The following is a 19,745-nucleotide window of genomic DNA, read 5'->3' as shown; positions in this document are numbered from 1 at the left end:
CCCATTGTGGCCCCGTCGCCGACTCAGCCCGCGAGCGCCTTCACCGCGATGCGCGTGGCCGAGGCGACCACGTCGTTGCGGCCCTTCGCGTCCTTGTCGGGGAAGGTCAGGTAGACCGAGAGCACCAGCGGCGCGCCCGACGGCGGCCACAGCACGCCGACGTCGTTGGTGGTGCCGTACGAGCCAGCGCCGGTCTTGTCGCCCACACGCCAGCCGGCGGGCACGCCGGCCAGGAAGCGCTCGGTGCTCGTGGTGTTGCCGAGCAGCCATTCGCGCATCTGCTCACGCTGCGGCGCGCCGAGCGCGTCGCCCAGCGCGAGCCGCTGCACGCTGTCGGACATCGCTGTGGGCGTGGTCGTGTCGCGCGGGTCGCCGGGGATGGCCGTGTTGAGTTCGGGCTCGGTGCGGTCGAGGCGGAAGGTGGTGTCGCCGATGCGCCGCGCAAACGCGGTGACGGCGGCCGGCCCGCCCAGCACCTTCAGCAGCAGGTTGGCGGCGGCGTTGTCGCTGTACTGCATGGTGGCGGCGCACATCTCGTTCACGGTCATGCCGGTGGCGAGGTGTTTCTCGGCGACCGGCGAGTGCGACACCAGGTCGCCCTTGCCGACGCTGATGCGGCGCCCGAGCAGGCTGGCGTCGGTCGTGCTGCGCTCGAGCACCGCCGCGGCGAGCATCAGCTTGAAGGTGCTGCACAGCGGAAAACGCTCGTGCGCGCGGTGTTGCAGGCGCACGCCGCTGCCGGTGTGAAAGCCGGCCACGCCAAGCCGGCCGCCGCAGGCACGCTCGAGTTCGGCGAGCTGTGCGCCGGCCTCGGCTTGCGCGCCCTTCTGCGGCCAGGCGCTGCAGGCGCCTGCGAGCGGGGTCGCGGCGACGGCGAGTAACAGGGTGCGGCGCTGGATGAGGGTGTTCATTGGTTGGTGTCTTTCGTTCGCGAGTGAATGGAATGAAAGGCATCGTAGGAGCGCAGCCGCCAAGCTTCCAGCGCCCGGTCTGCGCACGGCGTCCCGGGTGTATCAGGTGTAACGCCGCGCAATCATTCAACCTTCGGGTTGAATTTTGTCGAGCATCGATCTATATTCAACTTTATGGTTGAACTTGAAATCGAAGACGAACGGCTCGACGCCGTGTTCCACGCCCTGGCCGACAGCACGCGGCGCACCATGCTGCAGCTGCTCGCGCAGGGCGAATGCAGCGTGGGCGAGCTGGGTGCGCCGTTTCGCATGTCGTTCGCGGGCGCCTCCAAGCACGTGAAGACGCTGGAGCGCGCGGGGCTGGTGTCGCGCACCGTGCAGGGCCGCGCGCACGTGTGCCGGCTCGAACCGGCGGCGCTCGCCACGGCCGATGCGTGGCTGCGCGCGTACGAAGTCTTCTGGAACCACCGCCTGGACGCTCTGGCGCAGGCACTGCAGCGCGAGGCCGACCACAACGGCCGCGGCTGCGCATGACCCCCTTCTCCCTCGTCATTCACCCAAGGAGCACCAACTCATGACCATGACCCTGAAACACAGCCTGGGCACGCAGACCGAGCCCGGCACCCTGCGCATCGAGCGCACCCTGCCCGCGCCCGTCGAGCGCGTGTGGACCTACCTCGTCGATCCCGAGAAGCGCCGCACCTGGCTGGCCGGCGGCACCATGGCGCAGGCCCCGGGCGCGGTGTTCGAACTGCGCTTCCAGCACACCGAGCTGTCAGGCGAAGTCGCGCCCGAGCGCTTCGCGGCGTACCGCAAGACCCACGTGCAGAACTCGCGCGTGCTGCGCATCGAAGCACCGACCCTGCTGGTCATCAGCTGGGGCAACGAACACGAAGACGCGTCCGAGGTCACCTTCGAACTGTCGCCGCAGGGCGAGCAGGCCACGCACCTGGTGCTCACGCACCGCCGGTTGCCCGACCGCAAGGAAACGCTGAGTGTGGCCAGCGGCTGGCACGCGCACCTGGGCGTGCTCGACGAGGTGCTGCACGGGCAAAAGCCGCAGGGCTTCTGGACGCTGCTGGACGCCGCCGAGGCGGCCTACGCAACGCACATCCGCTGAATGAAGACCGTCGGGCCTTGTCAGGCCCGGCGGGCCTGCTCCGAAGGCTCGCGGCAGGGCTGCACGCGCACCGCGCGACTGATCACCTGCCGCTGCTCGCGCGCGCCCTTGAGCATGCGCTCGGCCTCGCGCTTCCCATGCGGCACCGGTGCGCCCTCGCCCATTTCCGACACGGCCACGAACACCGTCCGGCCGCCTTCGAGCACCGCCTGCGTCTTCGGCTGCGACTTGCCCGCGTACAGCGGCGCGTCGTCGATGTAGGCCTCGAGCGAGTGCGCGCCCGGCGCCACGCACAGGCGCGTGAAGCCGTTGGGCATCAGCGCGGCATGGAACTCGCCGTCGACATACACGTGCGCGGGGCCCGTGCTGGGGCTGGCCGTGGCGCTGCGGAAGAAAACCACCTGGGCCAGCTCCGGCACCACGGCAGGCGCGGGCCGGTACACGGCGCCCTTGCGCGAAGCCGGGGCGCGCACCGCGGCGGGTGCGGCCATGAGCATCGGCTCGGAGGGCGGAGGCAACGGCGGCAGCGGCGCGGACGCCGTGACCGCGACGGGGCCGCAGCCCGCGGCCACCATCGACAGCGAGAGCACCCAGCGTCCCGGCCGCATGCGCTGGTGAAAGGAAAAGAATCGGGACAAAGACATGAAACGCTCCAGACGCTTCCGCCAAAGGAAGCGCCGTTCAAGAAATAGAAACGAAGAAAAAATGAAAGCCGTGAACCCCACGGCAACGCGCGACAGCCGCACCAGGCGGCTGTCGCGTCTTGGGCGGCGCGGGGGGTCGCGCCGCCTTGCGGGCCTGCAGGCTCGCTTAGAGGATGGTCACGTGAACCTTGTCCTCGACCAGCAGCTCGGCCGTGCCGGCGAGGTTGCTGTAGACCTGGTACGTCACACCGCTCACCGTGGCGTTGCCGCCCTGCGTCCAGCCGTCGTCGCCGGCCGTGCCGCCGAGCAGGTCGACGTCGCCGTTGGCGCCATTGACCAGCATCTGCACCTTGCCGTCGGCCGTGACCATGTCACGCGCACCGCCGGCCAGCACGTCAGCCGCGCTCAGCGCCAGCGTGTTGCCGCCTGCGCCGAGGTCGAACTTCTCGAAGCCCTGCACCTTCGCCAGGCCGAGGGCCGACAGGTCGATGTGCATCGACTTGCCATCCATCACCAGGGTGTCGATGCCCAGGCCGCCGTCGATGCGCTCGAAGTCGCCGCTCAGGATGCGAACGGTGTCGTCGCCCACGCCGCCGTGCGCCACGTCGCCCGTGCCGACGTTCGAAAGAACGTCGTTGCCGGCGCCCCCTGCCAGTCGGTCTGCGTAGCCGAGTCTCGCGATGATCGCGTCGTCGCTCTCGGTGAACGCCTGCGTCGCGTGGCTGAGCACGTCGGTGCCGTAGCCCGAATGCGCGTCCACCGTCACCGCATCGACCTCGAGGCCGGTGCTGCTGAAGGTGCTGGCCGCCGTGTTCTGCAACGTGACCGCCACACCCTGCTGCACCAGCAGTTCGGCGCCGAAGCCCGAGTGCGCATACACCTCGTAGACCACGCCCGAGACCGTCACGTTGGCGCCCTTGACCCAGTCGCCCGGGTCGGTGCCGCCGGACAGCAGGTCGCTCAGCGTCACCGCATCACCGGCATTGCCCTTGACCATCATCTGCACGCGGCCGTTGGCCACGAACTGGTCGACCGCGCCGTTTTCCATCACGTCGCCCAGCGACAGCTTGAGCGTGTTGTTGCCCGTGCCGGTGGGGGTGTCGTCGTCGGTGATGCTGCCGCTGGCGATGGGGCCCTGGATCGCGCCCACGTTGTCGCTGAGCACCGCGCCCGAGGCTGCGGGCGGCGTGAAGTCGGTGGTCAGCACGAACTCGGCCGAAGGCGCGCTCGTGTTGCCGGCCTTGTCGGTGGCGGTGACCACCACGCCGGGAATGGCGTCCACGATCACGTTCAGCGGATCGCTCGGGCCGCTGGAATTGCCGGCGGCGTCGGTCACCTCGGTGGTGAACGCATGGTCGCCACTGGGCAGCGGCTTGCTGGGCGTGAAGCTCCAGTTGCCGTCGGGCGCAACCAGCGCTTCGCCGATCTTCTCGCCGTTGTCGTACACGGTCACGGTCGCGCCCGGCTCGGCCTTGCCGCTGAAGGTCGGACGGTCGTCGTCGGTGGTCATGCCTTCGGTGAGCTTGCCCACGGTGCCGCCGACGTCGTCGGTGACGTCGAAGTCGGTGACCTGGCCCGGCGCCGTGGCGTCCACCACGAAGTGCCACACGCCGGTGGGCTTGCTGGTCTGGCCCACGGTGCTGGTGGCCGTGGCGGTGATGTCGTGCCGGCCGTCGGCCAGCGCGGTCTCGGGCGTGAAGCTCCACTTGCCCGTGGCGTCGGCCACGACCTGGCCCAGCAGCGCCGTGCCGTCGTACACCTTCACGGTGGCGCCGGCCTGCGCGGTACCGATGATGGTCGGCCGGGCGTCGTCGGTGAGCTCACCCTTTTGCAGCATGCCCGTGCTCGGGCCCACGTCGTCCTGCACGTTCTGGATCACGGGCGCCGGCGGCGTCGCCAGGTCGACCGTCACGTCGTAGGGTGCGCTCGGCACGGTCTTGTTGCCGGCCGGGTCCATTTCGACGGCGGTGAATTCGTTGGGGCCCGACAGCAGCGCCTTGTCGACCTGCAGCGACCAGTTGCCTTCTGCGTCGACGGTGGCGCGACCGATTTCGCGCTCGCCCGTGATGTCCTTGACGCTCACGATGACGGTGTCGCCGGCCGTGCCGGTGCCGCTGACCACGGGGTGGCTGTCGTCGGTGATTCCGCCCGAGGCGATGTGGCCCGTGATGGCGCCCACGTCGTCGGCCACGCCGGTGATGGCCAGCTTGCTGACGTCGGGCGGCGTGATGTCGACCACGAAGTCGAACGGGTCGGAGGGCTTGCTCTCGTTGCCGGCCGGGTCGCGCTCGACGATGACGATGGAGTGATCGCCTTCTTCCAGCGCTTCAGGCGGAATGAAGCTCCAGTTGCCGTCTTCGTCCACTTCGACGGTGCCGATTTCGGTGCCGTTGTCTTCGATGACGATGGTGCCGCCAGGCTCGCCCTTGCCGTGCAGTTCAGGCTGGCGGTCGTCGGTGACGCCGCCCGGGGGAATGTCGCCGATGATCTCGCCGACGTTGTCGATGGCGCCGCCCACTTCAGGCTGGGTCGGCGCGCTCAGGTCCACATCGAACTCGAACGGCTTCGACGGCAGGCTCTCGTTGCCCGCCGTGTCGCTCTCGGTGATGGTGATGGAGTGGCCGCCTTCGATCAGGTCGGACGGCGGCGTGAAGGTCCATGTGCCGTCGTCGCCCACCTGGACGCTGCCCAGCAGCGTCTCGTCGTCGTACACGTTGATGGTGTTGCCGGGGGTGCCTTCACCCTTGAACTCGGGACGCTGATCGTCCGTGGCGCCGCCCGGAGGCACGCTGCCGGTGACGGTGCCGACGTCGTCGATGACGTCGCCGATGCCCTGGCCGTTCCAGCCCGGTGCGGGCGGGGCCTTGGTGTCGACTTCGAACACGAGCGGGTCGGAGGGCTGGCTTTCGCGGCCGCCGGCGTCGCTTTCGGTGATGGTGATCGAATGCTTGCCTTCATCCAGGTCCTTGGAAGGCGTGAGCTCCCAGTTGCCGTTCGGGTCCACGACGACCTTGCCGATTTCGGTGCCGTCGTCGTAGATCGTGATGGTGTTGCCGGGCGTGGCGCCAGTGCCCGAGAAATCGGGGCGCGTGTCGTCGGTCTTGCCGTTGTGCGGGATCGGGCCCGTCACCTTGCCGACGTCGTCGTACGCGCTCAGGCTGTCGAAGCCGGGCTTGCCGGGAGGCTGCGGCTCGGGGGCCACGGGTCCGACGAATCCGGGATCGCCGTCGCTGCCGCTGCTGGCGGCGATCAGGCCCATGCCCAGCGCGGCCAGGCCGCCGGTGATCAGCAGCGGGAACATGCCGCCGAGGAAGTCGTTGCCGGCGCCGGCTTCGGCACCCGCCAGGTACGGCACACCGGAGCCGAGCGAATCACCGCCCAGCGCCACGGCCGTCGACTGGCCTTCGGTCAGCGAGAAGACCTCGCTCGTGGCGTCGGTGCCGGTGTACGCATACAGCTGGCCGTCCTCGGCCACGCCGTACAGGCCCACGGGCTCGGACTGCGCGTAGTAGCCCTCGAGCACCAGGCTCGGGCTGGTCTCGCCTTCGAGCGTGATGTGCAGGTCCGCACCCACGCGGGTGAGGGTCACGTTCTCGGGCGCAAAGCCGTCTTCGTCCTTGAGCAGGTACTTGGCACCCTTCTGGACCTTGATCTTCAGCGGCGCCTTGCCGGTCGCTGCGGCGTCCACCGTGTGATCGATGTTCCTGCCGTTGCTGTTGACGACGACCTTCGTCTTCTTCTTCGTTGCCATGGGTTTCCTGTGCTCGCTGGGTAAAAAAATGGGACCGGATCGACGCGCACGCACGCAGCGCCAGATCACACGGTTCGGGGGATAGAGCACTCTAGGAAGAACACCCGGGCGGGACCATCGGACGAGTCTGAAACCCAGAGCCGCACCACTAGGCCAAGGGCGAAACTGTGAACAAAGCCCCTTGCGGCGGGCACAAAAGTAGAAAGCCCCGGCGAGTCGGGGACTCGCCGGGGCTTAGAAAAAGAAGACAGCGCCGCAGCGCGCGGCTCACTCGGGCTCGATGCCCGCCGCACGGATCACGCGGCCCCACTTCTGCGATTCGGCAGCCTGGAACTGCGCCAGCGCCTCGGGCGTGCCGGTGGCAGCTTCGCCGCTGGAGATGGCCTGGTAGGCAACGATGGCCGGCGAGGCCGACACCTTGTTCAGCATCTCGTTGAGCTTGCGCGTGACGGCCGCGGGCGCGCCCGGCGGCAGGTAGACGGCCGTCCAGTACGACATGTCGTAGCCCTTCACGCCAGCCTCGGCCACGGTCGGCAGCGCGGGCACGGCAGCCAGGCGCTTGTCGCCGCTCACGGCCAGTGCGCGCAGCTTGCCGCTCTTGACGTGCGGCAGCGCCGTGGGCGCGTCGGCGAACATGAAGTCGACCTGCCCGCCCAGCAGGTCGGTGATGGCCATCGGGTTGCTCTTGTAGGGCACGTTCACCATGTCGATGCCGGCCATCTGCTTGAGCAGCTCGCTCGCCACGCGGCTGGACGAACTGCCGCTGCCGAAGTTGAGCTTGCCCGGCGACTTCTTCGCCGCCGCCACGAGGTCGGCCACCGACTTGATCTGCGACTCTGCGCCCACCAGCAGCAGCATGTGGCCCTTGGACAGCAGGCCGACCGGCGTGAAGTCTTTCACCGGGTCGTAGGGCAGCTTCTTGTACAGGTGCTCGTTGGCGGCGTGCGTGGTGTTGGTGGTCATGAGCAGCGTGTAGCCGTCGGGCGCGGCTTTGGCGACGTACTGCGCGGCCAGGAAACCGCTGGCGCCGGCCCGGTTTTCCACGATCACCGGCACCTTGTACTCGGCGGTCAGGGCCTGCGCGAAGCTGCGCGCCTGCTGGTCGGTGCCGCTGCCGGCCGCGAAGGGCACGACGACGGTGAGCGGCTTGGCGGGATAGTCCTGCGCATGGGCAGGCGCTGACGCTGCTGCAGCCGCGAAGGCCAGGACCGCGCCGAGGCGGAAGATGGAAGTGCGCATGAAGTTGTCTCCGGTGGTCTGTCGTTCTTAGAAAAGGAAATGGGTGCGGTCGCTCAAGCCCCGTCGCACTGCGGCACCGGCGGCGCACCGAGCGCCGCGTTGTGCTCGCCCAGCCGCGGCGCGACCGCGCGGTGCGCGGGGCGCACGCCGTCGATGGACATCGGCAGCGCGGTCAGTCGGAAGTCTTCGCCCGGCACGGGTTGCAGCATGCCGAGCGCCTCGACCTGCGGATGCGCGACGGCCTCGGGCACGGTGTGCACCGGCGCGCAAGGCACGCCGGCCGCGGTGAAGCGCGCCATCCAGTCGGCGCGGGGGTGCGCGCGCAGCAGCGGGCCGATCTGCTCGAACAGCGCCGCCTTGTGCTGCAGCCGCTGGCGGTTGCTCGCAAAGCGCGCGTCGGTGGTCCAGTCGTCGCGCCCGAGTTCGTGCGCGAACTTGGCGAAGAGCCGGTCGTTGCCGCAGCAGATCAGCAGCGGCGCATCGGCGGTGTCGAAAGATTCGTAGGGCACGAAGCCCGGATGGCCCGAGCGGTGGCGATCAGGCAGCCGGCCTTCGTTAACGTAGGCATCGGCCTTCTGCCCCGTCCAGACCAGCGCGGTCTCGAGCAGCGAGGTGCTCACCACGCCGCCCCGGCCCGTGAGATGGCGGCGCTGCAGCAACGCCAGCGCGCCGATCACGGCCCACATGCCGGTGCCCTGGTCGCAGACCGAGGCGCCGGTGCGCATCGGCGGATCGTCGGGCCCGCCGTTGATGCTCGACAGCCCGCTGAAGGCTTGGATCAGCGGCTCGTAGCCCGGCTGCATGCGCAGCGGGCCGGTGTGGCCGAAGGCCGAGATCTCGCAGTAGATGAGCCGCGGATGGCGCGCGCACAGCGACGGGCCGTCGATGCCCATCGACTGCGTGACGCCGGGGCGCAGGTTGTGGATGAGGATGTCAGCGCCGGCCGCGAGCACCTCGAAGGCCGCCATGCCTTCGTCGCTCTTCAGGTCGATGGCGACCGAGCGCTTGCCGCGGTTGAACACGTGGAAGTTGAGCGCGTCGCCGTGGCGGAACGCCGGGCCCATGTGGCGCGCGTCGTCGCCGCCTTCGACGCGTTCGAGCTTCACCACATCGGCGCCGAGGTCGGCCAGGATCGCGCCCGCGAAGGGCCCCGCCAGCACCTGCCCGAGTTCGAGCACCCGGATGCCTTCCAGAATTTTGCTGTCCATGTCACGGGGGCTCGGGGGCCCCTTGTCTCCATTGTCTTGAGTCCTCCAGTCTGGGTGCCGCACATTGATCTGTGAAGGACAATATTCCTATATCTGTGATAACTTGAGTGGATCAATCCACCGCCACCCGAGGAGCCGCGCCCGTGCGAGTCGACATCACGCTGCAGCAACTCGAGGCCTTCGTCGAAGTCGCGAAGACCACCAACTTCCGCGCCGCCGCGCAGGCGCTGCATGTGTCGCAGCCGGCGCTGAGCCGCACGGTGCGCATCGTCGAAGAGCTGGTGGGCGCGCGCCTGTTCGACCGCGACACGCGGCATGTGGAGCTCACGCCGGCCGGGCGCGAGCTGCTGCCGATTGCGCTGCGCATCCTGGAGAACTTCAACAGCTCGTTCAGCGAGCTATCGCAGTTTCTGGAAGGCCGCAGCGGGCACCTGACCATCGCGGCGCTGCCCTCGACCGGCGTGGCACTGCTGCCCGGCGCCATCGCCGAGTTTCGCGAGCAGCATCCGCAGGTGCAGTTCTCGCTGATCGAAGGGCCGGCCGACGCGGTGCGCGCCGCGGTCGACGAAGGCCGTGCCGACTTCGGCCTCAGCGTGCGCCCGGCCCCGCACGAGCCCCTGCTCTACCGGCACCTGCGCGACGACCCCTTCGTGCTGCTGTGCCGGCGCGACGACCCGCTGGCCGCGCGCGCCTCGGTATCGTGGTCGGTGTTCGCGACGCGGCCCTTCATTGCGAGCAGCTTCCAGAGCAGCATCCGGCCGATCACCGACGCCGCCTTTCTGCAGCGCGGCCTGCAGGTGCAGCCCGCGCTCGAATACCCGAGCGTGGCCGTGGCCGGTGCGCTCGTCGCGGCCGGGCTGGGGCTCACCGCCCTGCCCCGGCTCGCGCTGCAGCTGTCGCAGAACGACGAACTCACCACCGTGCCGCTGCAGCGTCCGGTGATGTCGCGGCCCATCGGGCTGGTCACGCGCGCCGGGCGCTCGCCCTCGCCGGTCGGCCGCGCATTCATGGACCTGCTGCACCGCCGGGAATCGCCCCCACGCTGACTCCGGCGCGCCAGCTGCGGCATCATCGACGCCATGCACAGCACGCCCCCGTATCCCCTGGTCATCGTCAAGGTCGGTGACACCCATGACGCGCTGCGCGAAGGCCGCGGCGACTTCGAACACTGGATCGCCGACGGCCTCGGCACGCAGACCCTGCCCCTTGTCGTGGTCGACCCGCGCCGCGGCGACACGCTGCCCGCGCCCGGCCAGGTGGCCGGCGTGGTCGTCACCGGCTCGCACGCGATGGTGTCGCACCGCGAGCCCTGGAGCGAAACCACGGCCGCCTGGCTCGCCGAACTGGTCGCACGCGACACGCCCGTGCTCGGCATCTGCTACGGCCACCAGCTGCTGGCGCATGCGCTCGGCGGCGAGGCCGGCCATCACCCGCAAGGCCCCGAGGTCGGCACGGTCACCGTGACGCTCGACGCAGCTGCCGCCGGCGACGCGCTGCTCGGCGATCTGCCCGCGCAGTTCCCGGCGCAGGCGATCCACTGGCAGAGCGCGCTGCGCCTGCCCGAAGGCGCGGTGCGGCTGGCCCACAGCGCGCATGAGCCGGTTCATGCCTTCCGCGTGGGCGCGCAAGCCTGGGGCCTGCAGTTCCACCCCGAGTTCGACGACGAGACCATGGGCGGCTACATCGACCTGCTGGCCCGCGACCTCGCCGCGGACGGCCTCGATGCCGCGGCGCTGCGCGACGGCGTGCGCCCCACGGGCGCGGCGGCGGGCCTGCTCGGGCGCTTTGCGCGGATCGTGGAGGCCAAGGCCCAGGCGCAGCAACCAGGCGCCTGACACCGCCGACGGACGTCGGACCGCGACTACAAAAAGCGGGCCGCGCTTGGGTTAAGGTGCGATTCCTTTCGCTGCTTTCCCCACCCCATGACCACGCCTTCGCCCACGCCGGCCCGCAAGCACTTCTCGATGATCCGCGGCTTTCACCTGGCCGACGTGTTCACGCTCGGCAACGCGGCCTGCGGCGTCGGGGCGGTGTTCTTCGCGATGGCCTTCATGCGCAGCCAGTCGCTTGCGCACTTCTACTGGGCCGCGGCGCTCGCCCCGGCGGCCTTCATCTTCGACGTGCTCGACGGCCGCATCGCGCGCTGGCGCCAGACCAACTCCGCGCTCGGTCGCGAACTCGATTCGCTGGCCGACGTGATCTCGTTCGGCGTGCTCCCCGCCGCACTGGCCTTCGCGGCTGGCCTGGACGGCGGCTGGGACTGCGCGGTGCTCATCTACTTCGTCGGCTGCGGCGTGAGCCGGCTCGCGCGCTACAACGTGACGGCCGAGGCACTCTCGGCTGGTGCCGACAAGGTGAAGTACTTCGAAGGCACGCCGATCCCGACCAGCGTCGTGCTCGTGGGCGTGCTGGCCTACGCGGCCTCGAAGGGCGCCATCGGTGCCAACGTGTGGGGCGGCGCCTGGACGCTCGGCCCGTGGCAGCTGCATCCGCTGGTGCTGCTGTTCGCGCTCTCGGGCACGCTGATGATCAGCAAGACGCTCCGCATTCCGAAGTTCTGACGAGCCCCGTCCTCAACGCACCAAGGAGACCTCGCATGACCATGAAGCTGTATTTCGACCCACGCAGCCGTGCGCAGGTCGCCAAGTGGATGCTCGACGAGGCCGAAGTCGACTACGAGATCGTGCCCACCCTCATCAAGGAGGGCGCCCACAAGCGCCCCGAGTTCCTGAAGATCAACCCCGCCGGCAAGCTGCCCGCGCTGGTCGACGGCCGCACGCGCATTTTCGAGAACGCGGCCATCTGCATGTACATCGCCGAGAAGTACCCCGGCAAGCGCCTGGCACCGGCCGTGGGCACGCCCGAGCGCGGGCGCTACCTGTCGCTCATGGTCTATTCGACCGCGCAGCTCGAGCCCTCGATGGGCGACAGCCTGCTGAAGATCAAGAGCAACAACAGCGCGCGCGGCTGGACCGATTTCGAACACGCCAAGGACGCCGTCGAACGCGAGCTCGGCGACGGCCCCTACCTGTTCGGCGCGCAGTTCACGGCGGCCGACGTGATGATCGGTTCGATGCTCATCTGGCACCGCGCCTTCGGCGGCCGCACCAACCGCCCCAAGCTCGACGCGTACATCCACCGGCTGCAGGCGCGGCCGAAGGGCATGAAGTTCGGCTGAGGCGGGCGGCAGCAACACACGTTGCCTCGCCGCGCCTCGCTGTCATGGCGGTTGCGGCGAGTCGGGCGTCAGCTGAGGCAGCACGCGGCGGATTTCGTGCCGCATGGCCTGCGCCAGTTCATCGACACGCGAACGCGGCAAGCGGCTCTTGGGCCCGATGATGCTCATGGCGGCGTTGCCGCACGAGCCCATGCGGAACTGAAGCCCCACGCCGGCCACGCCGCCGGCATGGATATGAGAGTGGCCACGCTGCCGGGTCTGCGAAACCCACCGTTGCAGCTTCGGCAGCCCCACGTCATGGTCCGCATACTCGTCCCGGTGGCGCGCGTAGTGATGCACCAGCGCCTCGTCCGAGAGCGTGGCCAGCAGTGCAATGCTGGCCACGCCCAGGCCCAACAGGCGTGTGCCGCCCACGTTCAGCGCAAACGAGCGCACCGGGTGCACGCCTTCTTCCAGGTGAACGCAGTAGCTGCTGTCGCCCGAGCGCACCACCAGGAAGACGCTGTCACCTGACAGGCGCACCAGGGTCTTCATCACGGGGCGGCATGCCTGCGTCAGCGGCGAGCGCTCCATGCACGTCGCCCCCAGCGCCATCGCCTCGATGCCCAGGTGGTAGAGGCCGCTGTCTGCGTCCTTTGAAACGAGCCCTTGCTGTTCGAGACTGGACACGATGCGCCAGGCGGTCGTGCGGTCCAGGCCGGTCCGCTGGACCAACTCGCGCAACGCCGTCCCTGACGCGTGTCCAGCCGCAATCCAGCGCAGCAGCGCGGTCGCGCGGTCGATGCTCTGGGCACCTGGAATGGCTCGTGTCTGGGTCATGGTGTGCACATTATGCGCAACCCGGCGACTAGTGTTTGCGCCGCCGCAACGCCTCCTTTTGAATCCACATGTCGCTCTTTGCGCAACCGCGCGAAGAACGAATTGGCGTTCAAACACAAAGGAGACAAGGCATGCATTCATCATTTCGACGTCGGCTGCTTCTGGCGCTGGCCGCGACGCTCGCGGGCTGGGGCGCCACCTGCGCCGCAGCGGATTTTCCGACCCACCCTGTCACGCTGGTCGTTCCCTTCCCGGCGGGCGGTGCCACCGATTCCCTGGTGCGGCACGTCGCCGACCGCGCCGGCCGCGAACTGGGGCAGCCCGTGATCGTCGAGAACAAGCCGGGCGCGGCGGGCGTGCTCGGGGCCAACCAGCTGGTTCGCTCCGCGCCGGACGGCTACACGCTGTCCATCCTCCCCGAATCGGTCTTTCGCCTGCCGCATCTGCAGAAGACGCAGTTCGACCCCTTGAAGGACTTCAGCTACGTGATTCACTTGTCCGGCTACGCGCTGGGCATCGCGACGTCGAGCACCTCGCCCTGGCACGACTGGCAGGCGATGGTCGCCGACGCCAAGAAGCGCCCCGGCCAGATCAGCTACGGCACGACCGGCGTCAACGGCACCATGCATGTCACGGTGGAGGAAATGGCCCAACGCCAAGGCATCCGGTTGAACCATGTCCCCTACAAGGGCGAATCGGAAATCATCGCGGCGCTGCTGGGCGGACATATCGACCTGGCGGTCACGGCCGGATCGATCGGCCCCATGGTCGACGATGGCAAGGCGCGCGTGCTGGTCGTATGGACCGCCAAGCGCGTGCCGCGCTGGCCGGCCGTTCCCACGCTGCGCGATCTGGGCCTGGACATGGTGGCCAACTCGCCCTTCGGCATCGCCGGCCCCAAGGGCATGCCGCCCGCTGTCGTGAAGACCCTGCACGACGCATTCCGCAAGGCGCTCGAAGACCCGAACACCCAGAAGTTGCTCGAGCGCCTGAACCAGGACAACGCCTACCTCGACAGCGAGGGCTACGCCGCCTTCGCCCGCGAGCGCTTCGAAGCGGCCCGCAAGCAGGTCGCACGCATGAACCCGGCGACCAACCCATGAGCGCAGCAGCCATGCACTACGAGTCCGTCTTCCGCCCGCGCCTCTTCGAAGGCAAGGTCGTCGTCGTCACCGGCGGCGGCAGCGGCATCGGCCGCTGCACCGCTCACGAACTGGCCAGCCTGGGCGCGAGCCTGGCGCTGGTCGGCCGCACCGAGAGCAAGCTCCAGGCGGTGCGCGAGGAGATCGCGGCCCTGGTGCCCGACGCGACTGCGCGCATCAGCACGCATGCCTGCGACATCCGCGACGAAGCCACGGTGCGCGACACGGTGACCGCCGTGCTGGCGCAGCACGGCCGCATCGACGGTCTTTTCAACAATGCCGGCGGGCAGTTCCCCTCGCACCTGCGCGACATCACGCAGAAAGGCTGGGAAACGGTGCTGCGCAACAACCTCACAGGCGGCTTCCTGATGGCCCGCGAATGCTTCACGCAGTGGATGGAGACGCATGGCGGCGCCATCGTCAACATCATCGCGGACATGTGGAACGGCATGCCCGGCCTGGGCCATTCGGGTGCGGCGCGCGCGGGCATGCTGTCGTTCACCGAAACCGCGGCTTGCGAATGGGCCGCGGCCGGCGTGCGCGTCAACGCCGTCGCACCGGGCTGGATCGCTTCCGGCGGGCTCGACAGCTACGACGCGGCCTTCAAGGAACGCATCAAGGCCCTCAGCCGCAAGGTGCCGATGCAGCGCCTGGGCACCGAGGCCGAGGTGGCGGCGGCCGTGTGCTTCCTGCTGTCGGAGGCGGCCGCCTTCATCACCGGATCGACCTTGCGCGTGGACGGCGGCGTGCCGAACGCACGCCACACCTGGACGCTGGCCGCTCATCGCAACGCCAAGCCCTACAACGGCTTTCCGCTCTACCAGAGCCCGGCCTTCCTGGACGAGGAGGCCTGAGCATGTTGCAGCCGCCCAACCCGCGCTACTACAGCGCCGACCACGAGACCTTCCGCGCGACCGTGCGCCGCTTCTTCGACACCGAGGTCGCGCCCCATGCCACCGCCTGGGACGAGGCCGAGGGCTTTCCGCGCGAGCTCTACCGCAAGGCGGCCGACGCCGGCCTGCTGCAACTGGGCTTTCCCGAAGCCTACGGCGGCGTTCCCTGCGATGCGTTCTTTCGCATGATCCTGTGCGAGGAGCGCGCCTGGGGCGGCTCCGGCGGCGTGGCCTCGGGCCTGTTCTCGCACACGATCGGCGCACCGCCCATCGCGGCGGCCGGCAGCGACGCGCTGAAGGCGCGCGTGCTGCCCGGCATCCTTGCGGGCGAGAAGATCGCAGCGCTCGCCATCACCGAGCCGTCGGGCGGCTCCGACGTGGCGCAACTCACGACCACAGCACGGCGCGACGGCGCGGTCTACGTCGTCAATGGCGGCAAGCTCTTCATCACCTCGGGCATGCGGGCGGACTACTTCACCGTCGCCGTGCGCACCGGCGGGCCCGGTGCCGGTGGCGTCTCGTTGCTGCTGATCGAGGGCGACACGCCCGGCCTGTCCCGCAGCCCGCTCAAGAAGATGGGCTGGTGGGCGTCCGACACGGCCGAGCTGTTCTTCGCTGACTGCCGCGTACCGGTTGCCAACCTCATCGGCGAGGAAGGCCAGGGCTTCGCGGTGATCATGCGCAACTTCAACCACGAGCGGCTGGCACTGGCCGCGGCCGCATGCGGCTACGCCCGCGTGTGCCTGCACGATGCGCTCGAATGGGCCCGCGAGCGCCGCACCTTCGGCAAGACACTGGCGCAGCACCAGGTGATCCGCCACAAGCTGGTGGACATGGCCACGCGCATCGAGGCCACGCGCACGCTGCTCGACGATCTGGCGGCCCGGCTGGACGACGGCCAGTCGCCTGCCGCACAGATCGCGATGGCCAAGAACTTCGCAACGCAAACCTTCCAGTTCTGCGCCGACCAGGCGGTGCAGATCCTCGGCGGCATGGGCTTCATGCGCGGCACGCGCGTCGAGCGTCTCTACCGCGAAGTCAAGGTCATGACGATCGGCGGCGGCGCCGAAGAAGTCATGAAAGACCTCATCGCCAAGCGACTCGGCGTCTGAGCCCTTGCATTGGATATAGGCCCCCTTCGGCACATGCAGATTGTTTTCTCGCGCACCTCCAGCGAAAGTCCTTTCATGACCCCGTTCTCCTCCCGTCTTCATCCCGCCTCCGAGTCCTTTCAGGCGCAGCGCACAGGCATGCTTGCCTTGATCGGTGAACTGCGTGCGCTGGAGCAGCGCGCAGCCGATACGTCGGCGCGTGCCGCCGCCAGCTTCGAGCGGCGTGGCGCGCTGCTGCCGCGCGAGCGCCTCGCCCGCCTGCTCGACACAGGCCGCCCCTTCCTGCCTTTGGCCAGCCTCGCAGGCTACGGCATGGACGACCCGGACCCACAAGCCTGCGTGCCCGGCGGGTCCCAGGTCGCCGGCATCGGCTTTGTGAGCGGCGTACGCTGCATGGTCGTGGTCACCGACTCGGGCATCGACGCCGGCGCGTTGACCGAGTCTGGCAACCAGAAGCTCATGCGCTGCCAGGAACTGGCGTTGCAGAACAAGTTGCCCTTCGTGCATCTGGTGGAATCGGCCGGTTCCAACCTGCGCAAGTACCGCGTCGAGAAATTCATTCGCGGCGGCGGCATGTTCTACAACCTCGCGCGCCTGTCGGCCGCGGGGCTGCCCGTGATCACGGTGGTGCACGGCTCGTCCACCGCCGGCGGCGCCTACATGCCCGGCCTGTCGGACTACGTCGTGATGGTGCGCGGCCAGGCCAAGGCTTTTCTTGCGGGCCCGCCGCTGCTCAAGGCCGCCACCGGCGAGATTGCCACCGACGAGGAGTTGGGTGGCACCGACATGCACGCCACCATCAGCGGCCTGGCCGAGTACGTGGCCGAGGACGACGCACACGCCATTGCGCTGGCGCGCGACATCCTGGCCACGCTGAACTGGGAACGCCCCGAGCCGGCCCGGGACGTCGTGCCGCCGCGCCTCGACCCACAGGAGTTGGCCGGCGTGATGGTGCTCGAGCACAAGAAGCCGGTCGACATGCGCGAGGTGATCGCGCGCATCGTGGACGACTCGCGCTGGATGGATTTCAAGCCCGACTACGGCGCCGCCACGGTCTGTGGCCACGCGCGCATTGAGGGCCATCCGGTGGCCTTCATCAGCAACAACGGCCCGATCGACCCAGGCGGTGCGACCAAGGCGGCGCAATTCATCCAGCTGTGCAACCAGTCGGGCACGCCCATCGTGTTCCTGCAGAACACCACGGGCTTCATCGTGGGCCGCGCCTCGGAAGAGGCCGGGATGATCAAGCACGGCTCCAAGATGATCCAGGCGCTGTCCAACTCGAAGGTGCCGCACATCACGCTGTACTGCGGTGCGTCTTTCGGCGCCGGCAACTACGGCATGTGCGGCCGGTCTTTCCAGCCGCGCTTCTGCTTCTCATGGCCCAACGCACGCACGGCCGTGATGGGCGGCGAGCAGGCGGCGACCACCCTGGAGATCGTCGCGCGCCAGCAGGCCGCGCGCAAGGAAAAGCCAGTGGACGAAGCCCGGCTGGCCGCGCAGAAAGGCGAGATCGTCGCCAACTTCGAAGCCCAGGCCAGCGCCTTTTACACCAGCGGCCACCTGCTGGACGACGGCGTGATCGACCCGCGCGACACCCGCGCCGTGCTGGCTTTCGTGCTGGCCACGGCGCGCGAGGCGCAGGCACGCACACCACGCACCATGCAATTCGGCGTGGCCCGCTTTTGAGACAACCAGGAGACAACGCAATGCTCTACACCCAGGAACACCACGAACTGATGGCCAGCATCCGCCGCTTCATCGCGGCAGAGATCGATCCCTTCATCGATGAATGGGAGGCCAACGAGATATTTCCCGCGCACGAGCTGTTCAAGAAGATGGGCCAGCTCGGCTTCCTCGGCATCACCAAGCCCGAGGAATATGGCGGCATGGGGCTGGACTTTTCCTTTGCCCTGGCCGCCGCCGAAGCCATTGGCTCGGCGCGTGCGCAGGGCGTCGGCATGGGCATCGGCGTGCAATCGAACATGGCCACGCCCGCGCTCGCTGCCTTCGGTTCCGACGAACTGCGGCGCGAGTTCCTGGCACCGGCCATCGCGGGTGACATGGTGGCCAGCATCGGCGTGTCGGAGCAAGGCGCCGGCTCGGACGTGTCTTCTCTCAAGACCCGCGCACGACGTGTCGGCGACGACTACGTGATCAGCGGCGCCAAGATGTGGATCACCAACGGTACGCAGGCCGACTGGATCTGCCTTCTGTGCAACACCTCCGACGGGCCGTCGCACAAGAACAAGTCGCTGATCATCGTGCCGCTCATGGAGAACGGAAAGCGCGCCAGGGGCGTCGAGGTGCAGAAGATCAAGAAGTTCGGGATGTGGAGTTCCGACACCGCGCAGATCTTCTTCGACGAGGTGCGCGTTCCCGTGCGCAACCGCATCGGGGAAGAAGGCATGGGTTTCATCTACCAGATGAAGCAGTTCCAGGAAGAGCGCCTGGACGGGGCGGCACGGCGCCTGGCGAGCATCGAGTTGATCCAGGAAACCGCCGACTACCTGCGCCAGCGCATCGCCTTCGGCAAACCGCTGCTGGACAACCAGTTCATCCAGTACAAGCTGGCCGAACTCAAGACCGAGCTCGAGGCACTGCGCTCGCTCACCTACCGCGCGACGCTGGCCTATGTGCAGGGCGAGGACGTGATCGAGCTGGCCTCGATGGCCAAGCTCAAGGCCGGCCGCCTGGGCCGCGAGATCGCCGACTGGTGCATGCAGTTTCAGGGCGGCATGGGTTACACGTGGGACAACCGCGTCTCGCGCGCCTACCGCGACTACCGGCTGGGCTCCATCGGCGGCGGCGCCGACGAGGTGATGATGATGGTCATCGCGCGCAAGATGGGCCTGATGGACATGGGTGCCTGAGGGCGCGCGACCATGACCGAGTCCACCCCCGTCCCGCGCCACCTCCTGCTGGCGCGCCGCCACGACGTGCTGTTCGTGACGCTGAACCGCCCCGACACGCGCAATGCGTTGGCGCCCGAGGTCGTGACCGAACTCACGCAGGCCATCTGCCTCGCCAAGTCCGATGCCGGCGTACGCGCCGTGGTGCTGCGCGGCGCGCAAGGCTTCTTCTGCGCTGGCGGCAATGTCGGCAACTTCCAGGCCCGGCTCGATGCCGATGCCGGCGCGAACGACCCCGTGGCCGCTCGCAACCGCGAGTTCGGCCACTTCATGCAGCGGCTGAGCGCCCTGCCGGTGCCTGTGATCGCCGTCGTCGAGGGCGCGGCAATGGGCGGCGGCATGGGGCTGGCCTGTGCGGCCGATCTGGTGCTGGCCACCGCCGACGCCAAGTTCGCCCTGAGCGAAACCTCACTGGGCATCATCCCCGCGCAGATCGCACCGTTCGTCGTGGCGCGGCTGGGCCCGCGCGCGGCGCTGCGCCTGGGCCTGTTCGGCGAACGCGTCAGCGGCGACGCGGCCGTGGCACTGGGCCTGGTCGATGCCCTCGCAGCCGACAGCGACGCGCTCGACACGCTGCTCGCGCAGTGGCTTACCCGCCTGTGCGCCTGCGCGCCAGGCGCCAACCGCGCACTCAAGCCCCTGCTGCGCCGCTGCGGCCATGGCCGCGACAACGAAAGCGAGCTGCTGGACGAGGCCTCCCGCCTGTTCGCCGCCTGCATGCGCAGCGAAGGGGCTGAAGGCATCGCGGCCTTCCGTGAGAAGCGTCCCGCCGCGTGGCGACGCAGTTTCGAGGCCGAGGCCGTTCGCCCCTGACCA

Annotated in this window: 18 protein-coding genes; 12 read left to right on the top strand and 6 right to left on the bottom strand. The window is 68.9% G+C overall.

The features are described 5' to 3' along the window. Positions 1 to 23: 23 nt before the first annotated feature. Positions 24 to 911: a class A beta-lactamase gene (bla, locus tag RZE79_RS12470; protein ID WP_319360654.1), complete on the bottom strand. Its 888-nt coding sequence runs from the start codon at positions 909 to 911 to the stop codon at positions 24 to 26. A 174-nt stretch (positions 912 to 1,085) separates the two neighbouring features. Between bla and RZE79_RS12465 the strand changes: the two genes are divergently transcribed. Together RZE79_RS12465 and RZE79_RS12460 are read left to right on the top strand one after the other, a co-directional pair. Further along, positions 1,086 to 1,445, top strand: a complete 360-nt coding sequence (locus RZE79_RS12465; protein ID WP_319360653.1) for a metalloregulator ArsR/SmtB family transcription factor — start codon at positions 1,086 to 1,088, stop codon at positions 1,443 to 1,445. Positions 1,446 to 1,485: 40 nt separating this feature from the next. Continuing rightward, the gene (locus RZE79_RS12460) at positions 1,486 to 2,031 is read left to right on the top strand and encodes an SRPBCC family protein (RefSeq protein WP_373696550.1); all 546 of its coding nucleotides are present in this window, start codon (positions 1,486 to 1,488) and stop codon (positions 2,029 to 2,031) included. Positions 2,032 to 2,051: 20 nt separating this feature from the next. Here the strand turns inward: RZE79_RS12460 and RZE79_RS12455 are convergent, their stop codons facing one another. The 4 genes from RZE79_RS12455 to RZE79_RS12440 form a co-directional block, all read right to left on the bottom strand. Further along, entirely contained in the window at positions 2,052 to 2,675 is a 624-nt protein-coding gene (locus RZE79_RS12455) for a hypothetical protein (protein WP_319360652.1), read from the bottom strand. Positions 2,676 to 2,841: 166 nt separating this feature from the next. Next, complete coding sequence (locus RZE79_RS12450; protein ID WP_319360651.1) at positions 2,842 to 6,426, bottom strand: Ig-like domain-containing protein; 3,585 nt, start codon at positions 6,424 to 6,426, stop codon at positions 2,842 to 2,844. Positions 6,427 to 6,693: 267 nt separating this feature from the next. Beyond that, a complete protein-coding gene (locus RZE79_RS12445) occupies positions 6,694 to 7,665 on the bottom strand; it encodes a tripartite tricarboxylate transporter substrate binding protein (RefSeq protein ID WP_319360650.1) in 972 nt (323 codons plus the stop codon). A 53-nt stretch (positions 7,666 to 7,718) separates the two neighbouring features. Further along, on the bottom strand, positions 7,719 to 8,873 hold the full coding sequence (locus RZE79_RS12440) for a CoA transferase (RefSeq protein WP_319360649.1): 1,155 nt from the start codon (positions 8,871 to 8,873) through the stop codon (positions 7,719 to 7,721). A gap of 143 nt (positions 8,874 to 9,016) precedes the next feature. On the opposite strand from RZE79_RS12440, the gene RZE79_RS12435 reads away from it, so the two are divergent. From RZE79_RS12435 to RZE79_RS12420, 4 genes are all read left to right on the top strand, one after another. Then, entirely contained in the window at positions 9,017 to 9,919 is a 903-nt protein-coding gene (locus tag RZE79_RS12435; protein WP_319360648.1) for a LysR substrate-binding domain-containing protein, read from the top strand. A gap of 33 nt (positions 9,920 to 9,952) precedes the next feature. Continuing rightward, entirely contained in the window at positions 9,953 to 10,708 is a 756-nt protein-coding gene (locus tag RZE79_RS12430; protein WP_319360647.1) for a glutamine amidotransferase, read from the top strand. Positions 10,709 to 10,795: 87 nt separating this feature from the next. Next, positions 10,796 to 11,434, top strand: a complete 639-nt coding sequence (locus tag RZE79_RS12425; protein WP_319360646.1) for a CDP-alcohol phosphatidyltransferase family protein — start codon at positions 10,796 to 10,798, stop codon at positions 11,432 to 11,434. Between the two features lie 35 nt (positions 11,435 to 11,469). After that, entirely contained in the window at positions 11,470 to 12,051 is a 582-nt protein-coding gene (locus RZE79_RS12420; RefSeq protein WP_319360645.1) for a glutathione S-transferase family protein, read from the top strand. A 42-nt stretch (positions 12,052 to 12,093) separates the two neighbouring features. On the opposite strand, the gene RZE79_RS12415 is transcribed toward RZE79_RS12420, so the two are convergent. Then, positions 12,094 to 12,870: an IclR family transcriptional regulator gene (locus RZE79_RS12415; protein ID WP_319360644.1), complete on the bottom strand. Its 777-nt coding sequence runs from the start codon at positions 12,868 to 12,870 to the stop codon at positions 12,094 to 12,096. Positions 12,871 to 13,001: 131 nt separating this feature from the next. Between RZE79_RS12415 and RZE79_RS12410 the strand changes: the two genes are divergently transcribed. The 6 genes from RZE79_RS12410 (at position 13,002) to RZE79_RS12385 (ending at position 19,742) form a co-directional block, all read left to right on the top strand. Continuing rightward, on the top strand, positions 13,002 to 13,973 hold the full coding sequence (locus RZE79_RS12410) for a tripartite tricarboxylate transporter substrate binding protein (protein ID WP_319360643.1): 972 nt from the start codon (positions 13,002 to 13,004) through the stop codon (positions 13,971 to 13,973). 11 nt (positions 13,974 to 13,984) lie between these two features. Next, complete coding sequence (locus tag RZE79_RS12405) at positions 13,985 to 14,866, top strand: SDR family oxidoreductase (RefSeq protein WP_319361162.1); 882 nt, start codon at positions 13,985 to 13,987, stop codon at positions 14,864 to 14,866. Between the two features lie 2 nt (positions 14,867 to 14,868). Then, a complete protein-coding gene (locus RZE79_RS12400; RefSeq protein WP_319360642.1) occupies positions 14,869 to 16,017 on the top strand; it encodes an acyl-CoA dehydrogenase family protein in 1,149 nt (382 codons plus the stop codon). Positions 16,018 to 16,092: 75 nt separating this feature from the next. Next, on the top strand, positions 16,093 to 17,706 hold the full coding sequence (locus RZE79_RS12395; protein WP_319360641.1) for an acyl-CoA carboxylase subunit beta: 1,614 nt from the start codon (positions 16,093 to 16,095) through the stop codon (positions 17,704 to 17,706). Positions 17,707 to 17,726: 20 nt separating this feature from the next. Continuing rightward, positions 17,727 to 18,890 carry an acyl-CoA dehydrogenase family protein gene (locus tag RZE79_RS12390; RefSeq protein WP_319360640.1) on the top strand — a complete coding sequence of 388 codons (1,164 nt, stop codon included), beginning with the start codon at positions 17,727 to 17,729 and terminating at the stop codon, positions 18,888 to 18,890. Between the two features lie 12 nt (positions 18,891 to 18,902). Next, positions 18,903 to 19,742, top strand: coding sequence for an enoyl-CoA hydratase-related protein (locus RZE79_RS12385; RefSeq protein ID WP_319360639.1), 840 nt, complete (start codon positions 18,903 to 18,905; stop codon positions 19,740 to 19,742). The last annotated feature ends 3 nt before the right edge of the window (positions 19,743 to 19,745 follow it).

Source organism: Variovorax sp. EBFNA2, assembly GCF_033802765.1.
In the GTDB taxonomy this organism is placed as follows: Bacteria; Pseudomonadota; Gammaproteobacteria; order Burkholderiales; family Burkholderiaceae_C; genus Variovorax; species Variovorax paradoxus_H.
The sequence above is the reverse complement of the archived record's forward strand: the minus strand, read 5'-3'. Positions and strand labels throughout refer to the sequence as shown.

What these genes read in the sequence shown, in the direction of transcription:
- RZE79_RS12385 (WP_319360639.1), top strand. Translation starts at nt 18,903, where the DNA reads ATGACCGAGTCCACCCCCGTCCCGCGCCACCTCCTGCTGGCGCGCCGC.
- RZE79_RS12450 (WP_319360651.1), bottom strand. Translation starts at nt 6,426, where the DNA reads ATGGCAACGAAGAAGAAGACGAAGGTCGTCGTCAACAGCAACGGCAGG.
- bla (WP_319360654.1), bottom strand. Translation starts at nt 911, where the DNA reads ATGAACACCCTCATCCAGCGCCGCACCCTGTTACTCGCCGTCGCCGCG.
- RZE79_RS12430 (WP_319360647.1), top strand. Translation starts at nt 9,953, where the DNA reads ATGCACAGCACGCCCCCGTATCCCCTGGTCATCGTCAAGGTCGGTGAC.
- RZE79_RS12390 (WP_319360640.1), top strand. Translation starts at nt 17,727, where the DNA reads ATGCTCTACACCCAGGAACACCACGAACTGATGGCCAGCATCCGCCGC.
- RZE79_RS12445 (WP_319360650.1), bottom strand. Translation starts at nt 7,665, where the DNA reads ATGCGCACTTCCATCTTCCGCCTCGGCGCGGTCCTGGCCTTCGCGGCT.
- RZE79_RS12415 (WP_319360644.1), bottom strand. Translation starts at nt 12,870, where the DNA reads ATGACCCAGACACGAGCCATTCCAGGTGCCCAGAGCATCGACCGCGCG.
- RZE79_RS12395 (WP_319360641.1), top strand. Translation starts at nt 16,093, where the DNA reads ATGACCCCGTTCTCCTCCCGTCTTCATCCCGCCTCCGAGTCCTTTCAG.
- RZE79_RS12420 (WP_319360645.1), top strand. Translation starts at nt 11,470, where the DNA reads ATGACCATGAAGCTGTATTTCGACCCACGCAGCCGTGCGCAGGTCGCC.
- RZE79_RS12400 (WP_319360642.1), top strand. Translation starts at nt 14,869, where the DNA reads ATGTTGCAGCCGCCCAACCCGCGCTACTACAGCGCCGACCACGAGACC.
- RZE79_RS12455 (WP_319360652.1), bottom strand. Translation starts at nt 2,675, where the DNA reads ATGTCTTTGTCCCGATTCTTTTCCTTTCACCAGCGCATGCGGCCGGGA.
- RZE79_RS12410 (WP_319360643.1), top strand. Translation starts at nt 13,002, where the DNA reads ATGCATTCATCATTTCGACGTCGGCTGCTTCTGGCGCTGGCCGCGACG.
- RZE79_RS12465 (WP_319360653.1), top strand. Translation starts at nt 1,086, where the DNA reads ATGGTTGAACTTGAAATCGAAGACGAACGGCTCGACGCCGTGTTCCAC.
- RZE79_RS12460 (WP_373696550.1), top strand. Translation starts at nt 1,486, where the DNA reads ATGACCATGACCCTGAAACACAGCCTGGGCACGCAGACCGAGCCCGGC.
- RZE79_RS12425 (WP_319360646.1), top strand. Translation starts at nt 10,796, where the DNA reads ATGACCACGCCTTCGCCCACGCCGGCCCGCAAGCACTTCTCGATGATC.
- RZE79_RS12405 (WP_319361162.1), top strand. Translation starts at nt 13,985, where the DNA reads ATGCACTACGAGTCCGTCTTCCGCCCGCGCCTCTTCGAAGGCAAGGTC.
- RZE79_RS12440 (WP_319360649.1), bottom strand. Translation starts at nt 8,873, where the DNA reads ATGGACAGCAAAATTCTGGAAGGCATCCGGGTGCTCGAACTCGGGCAG.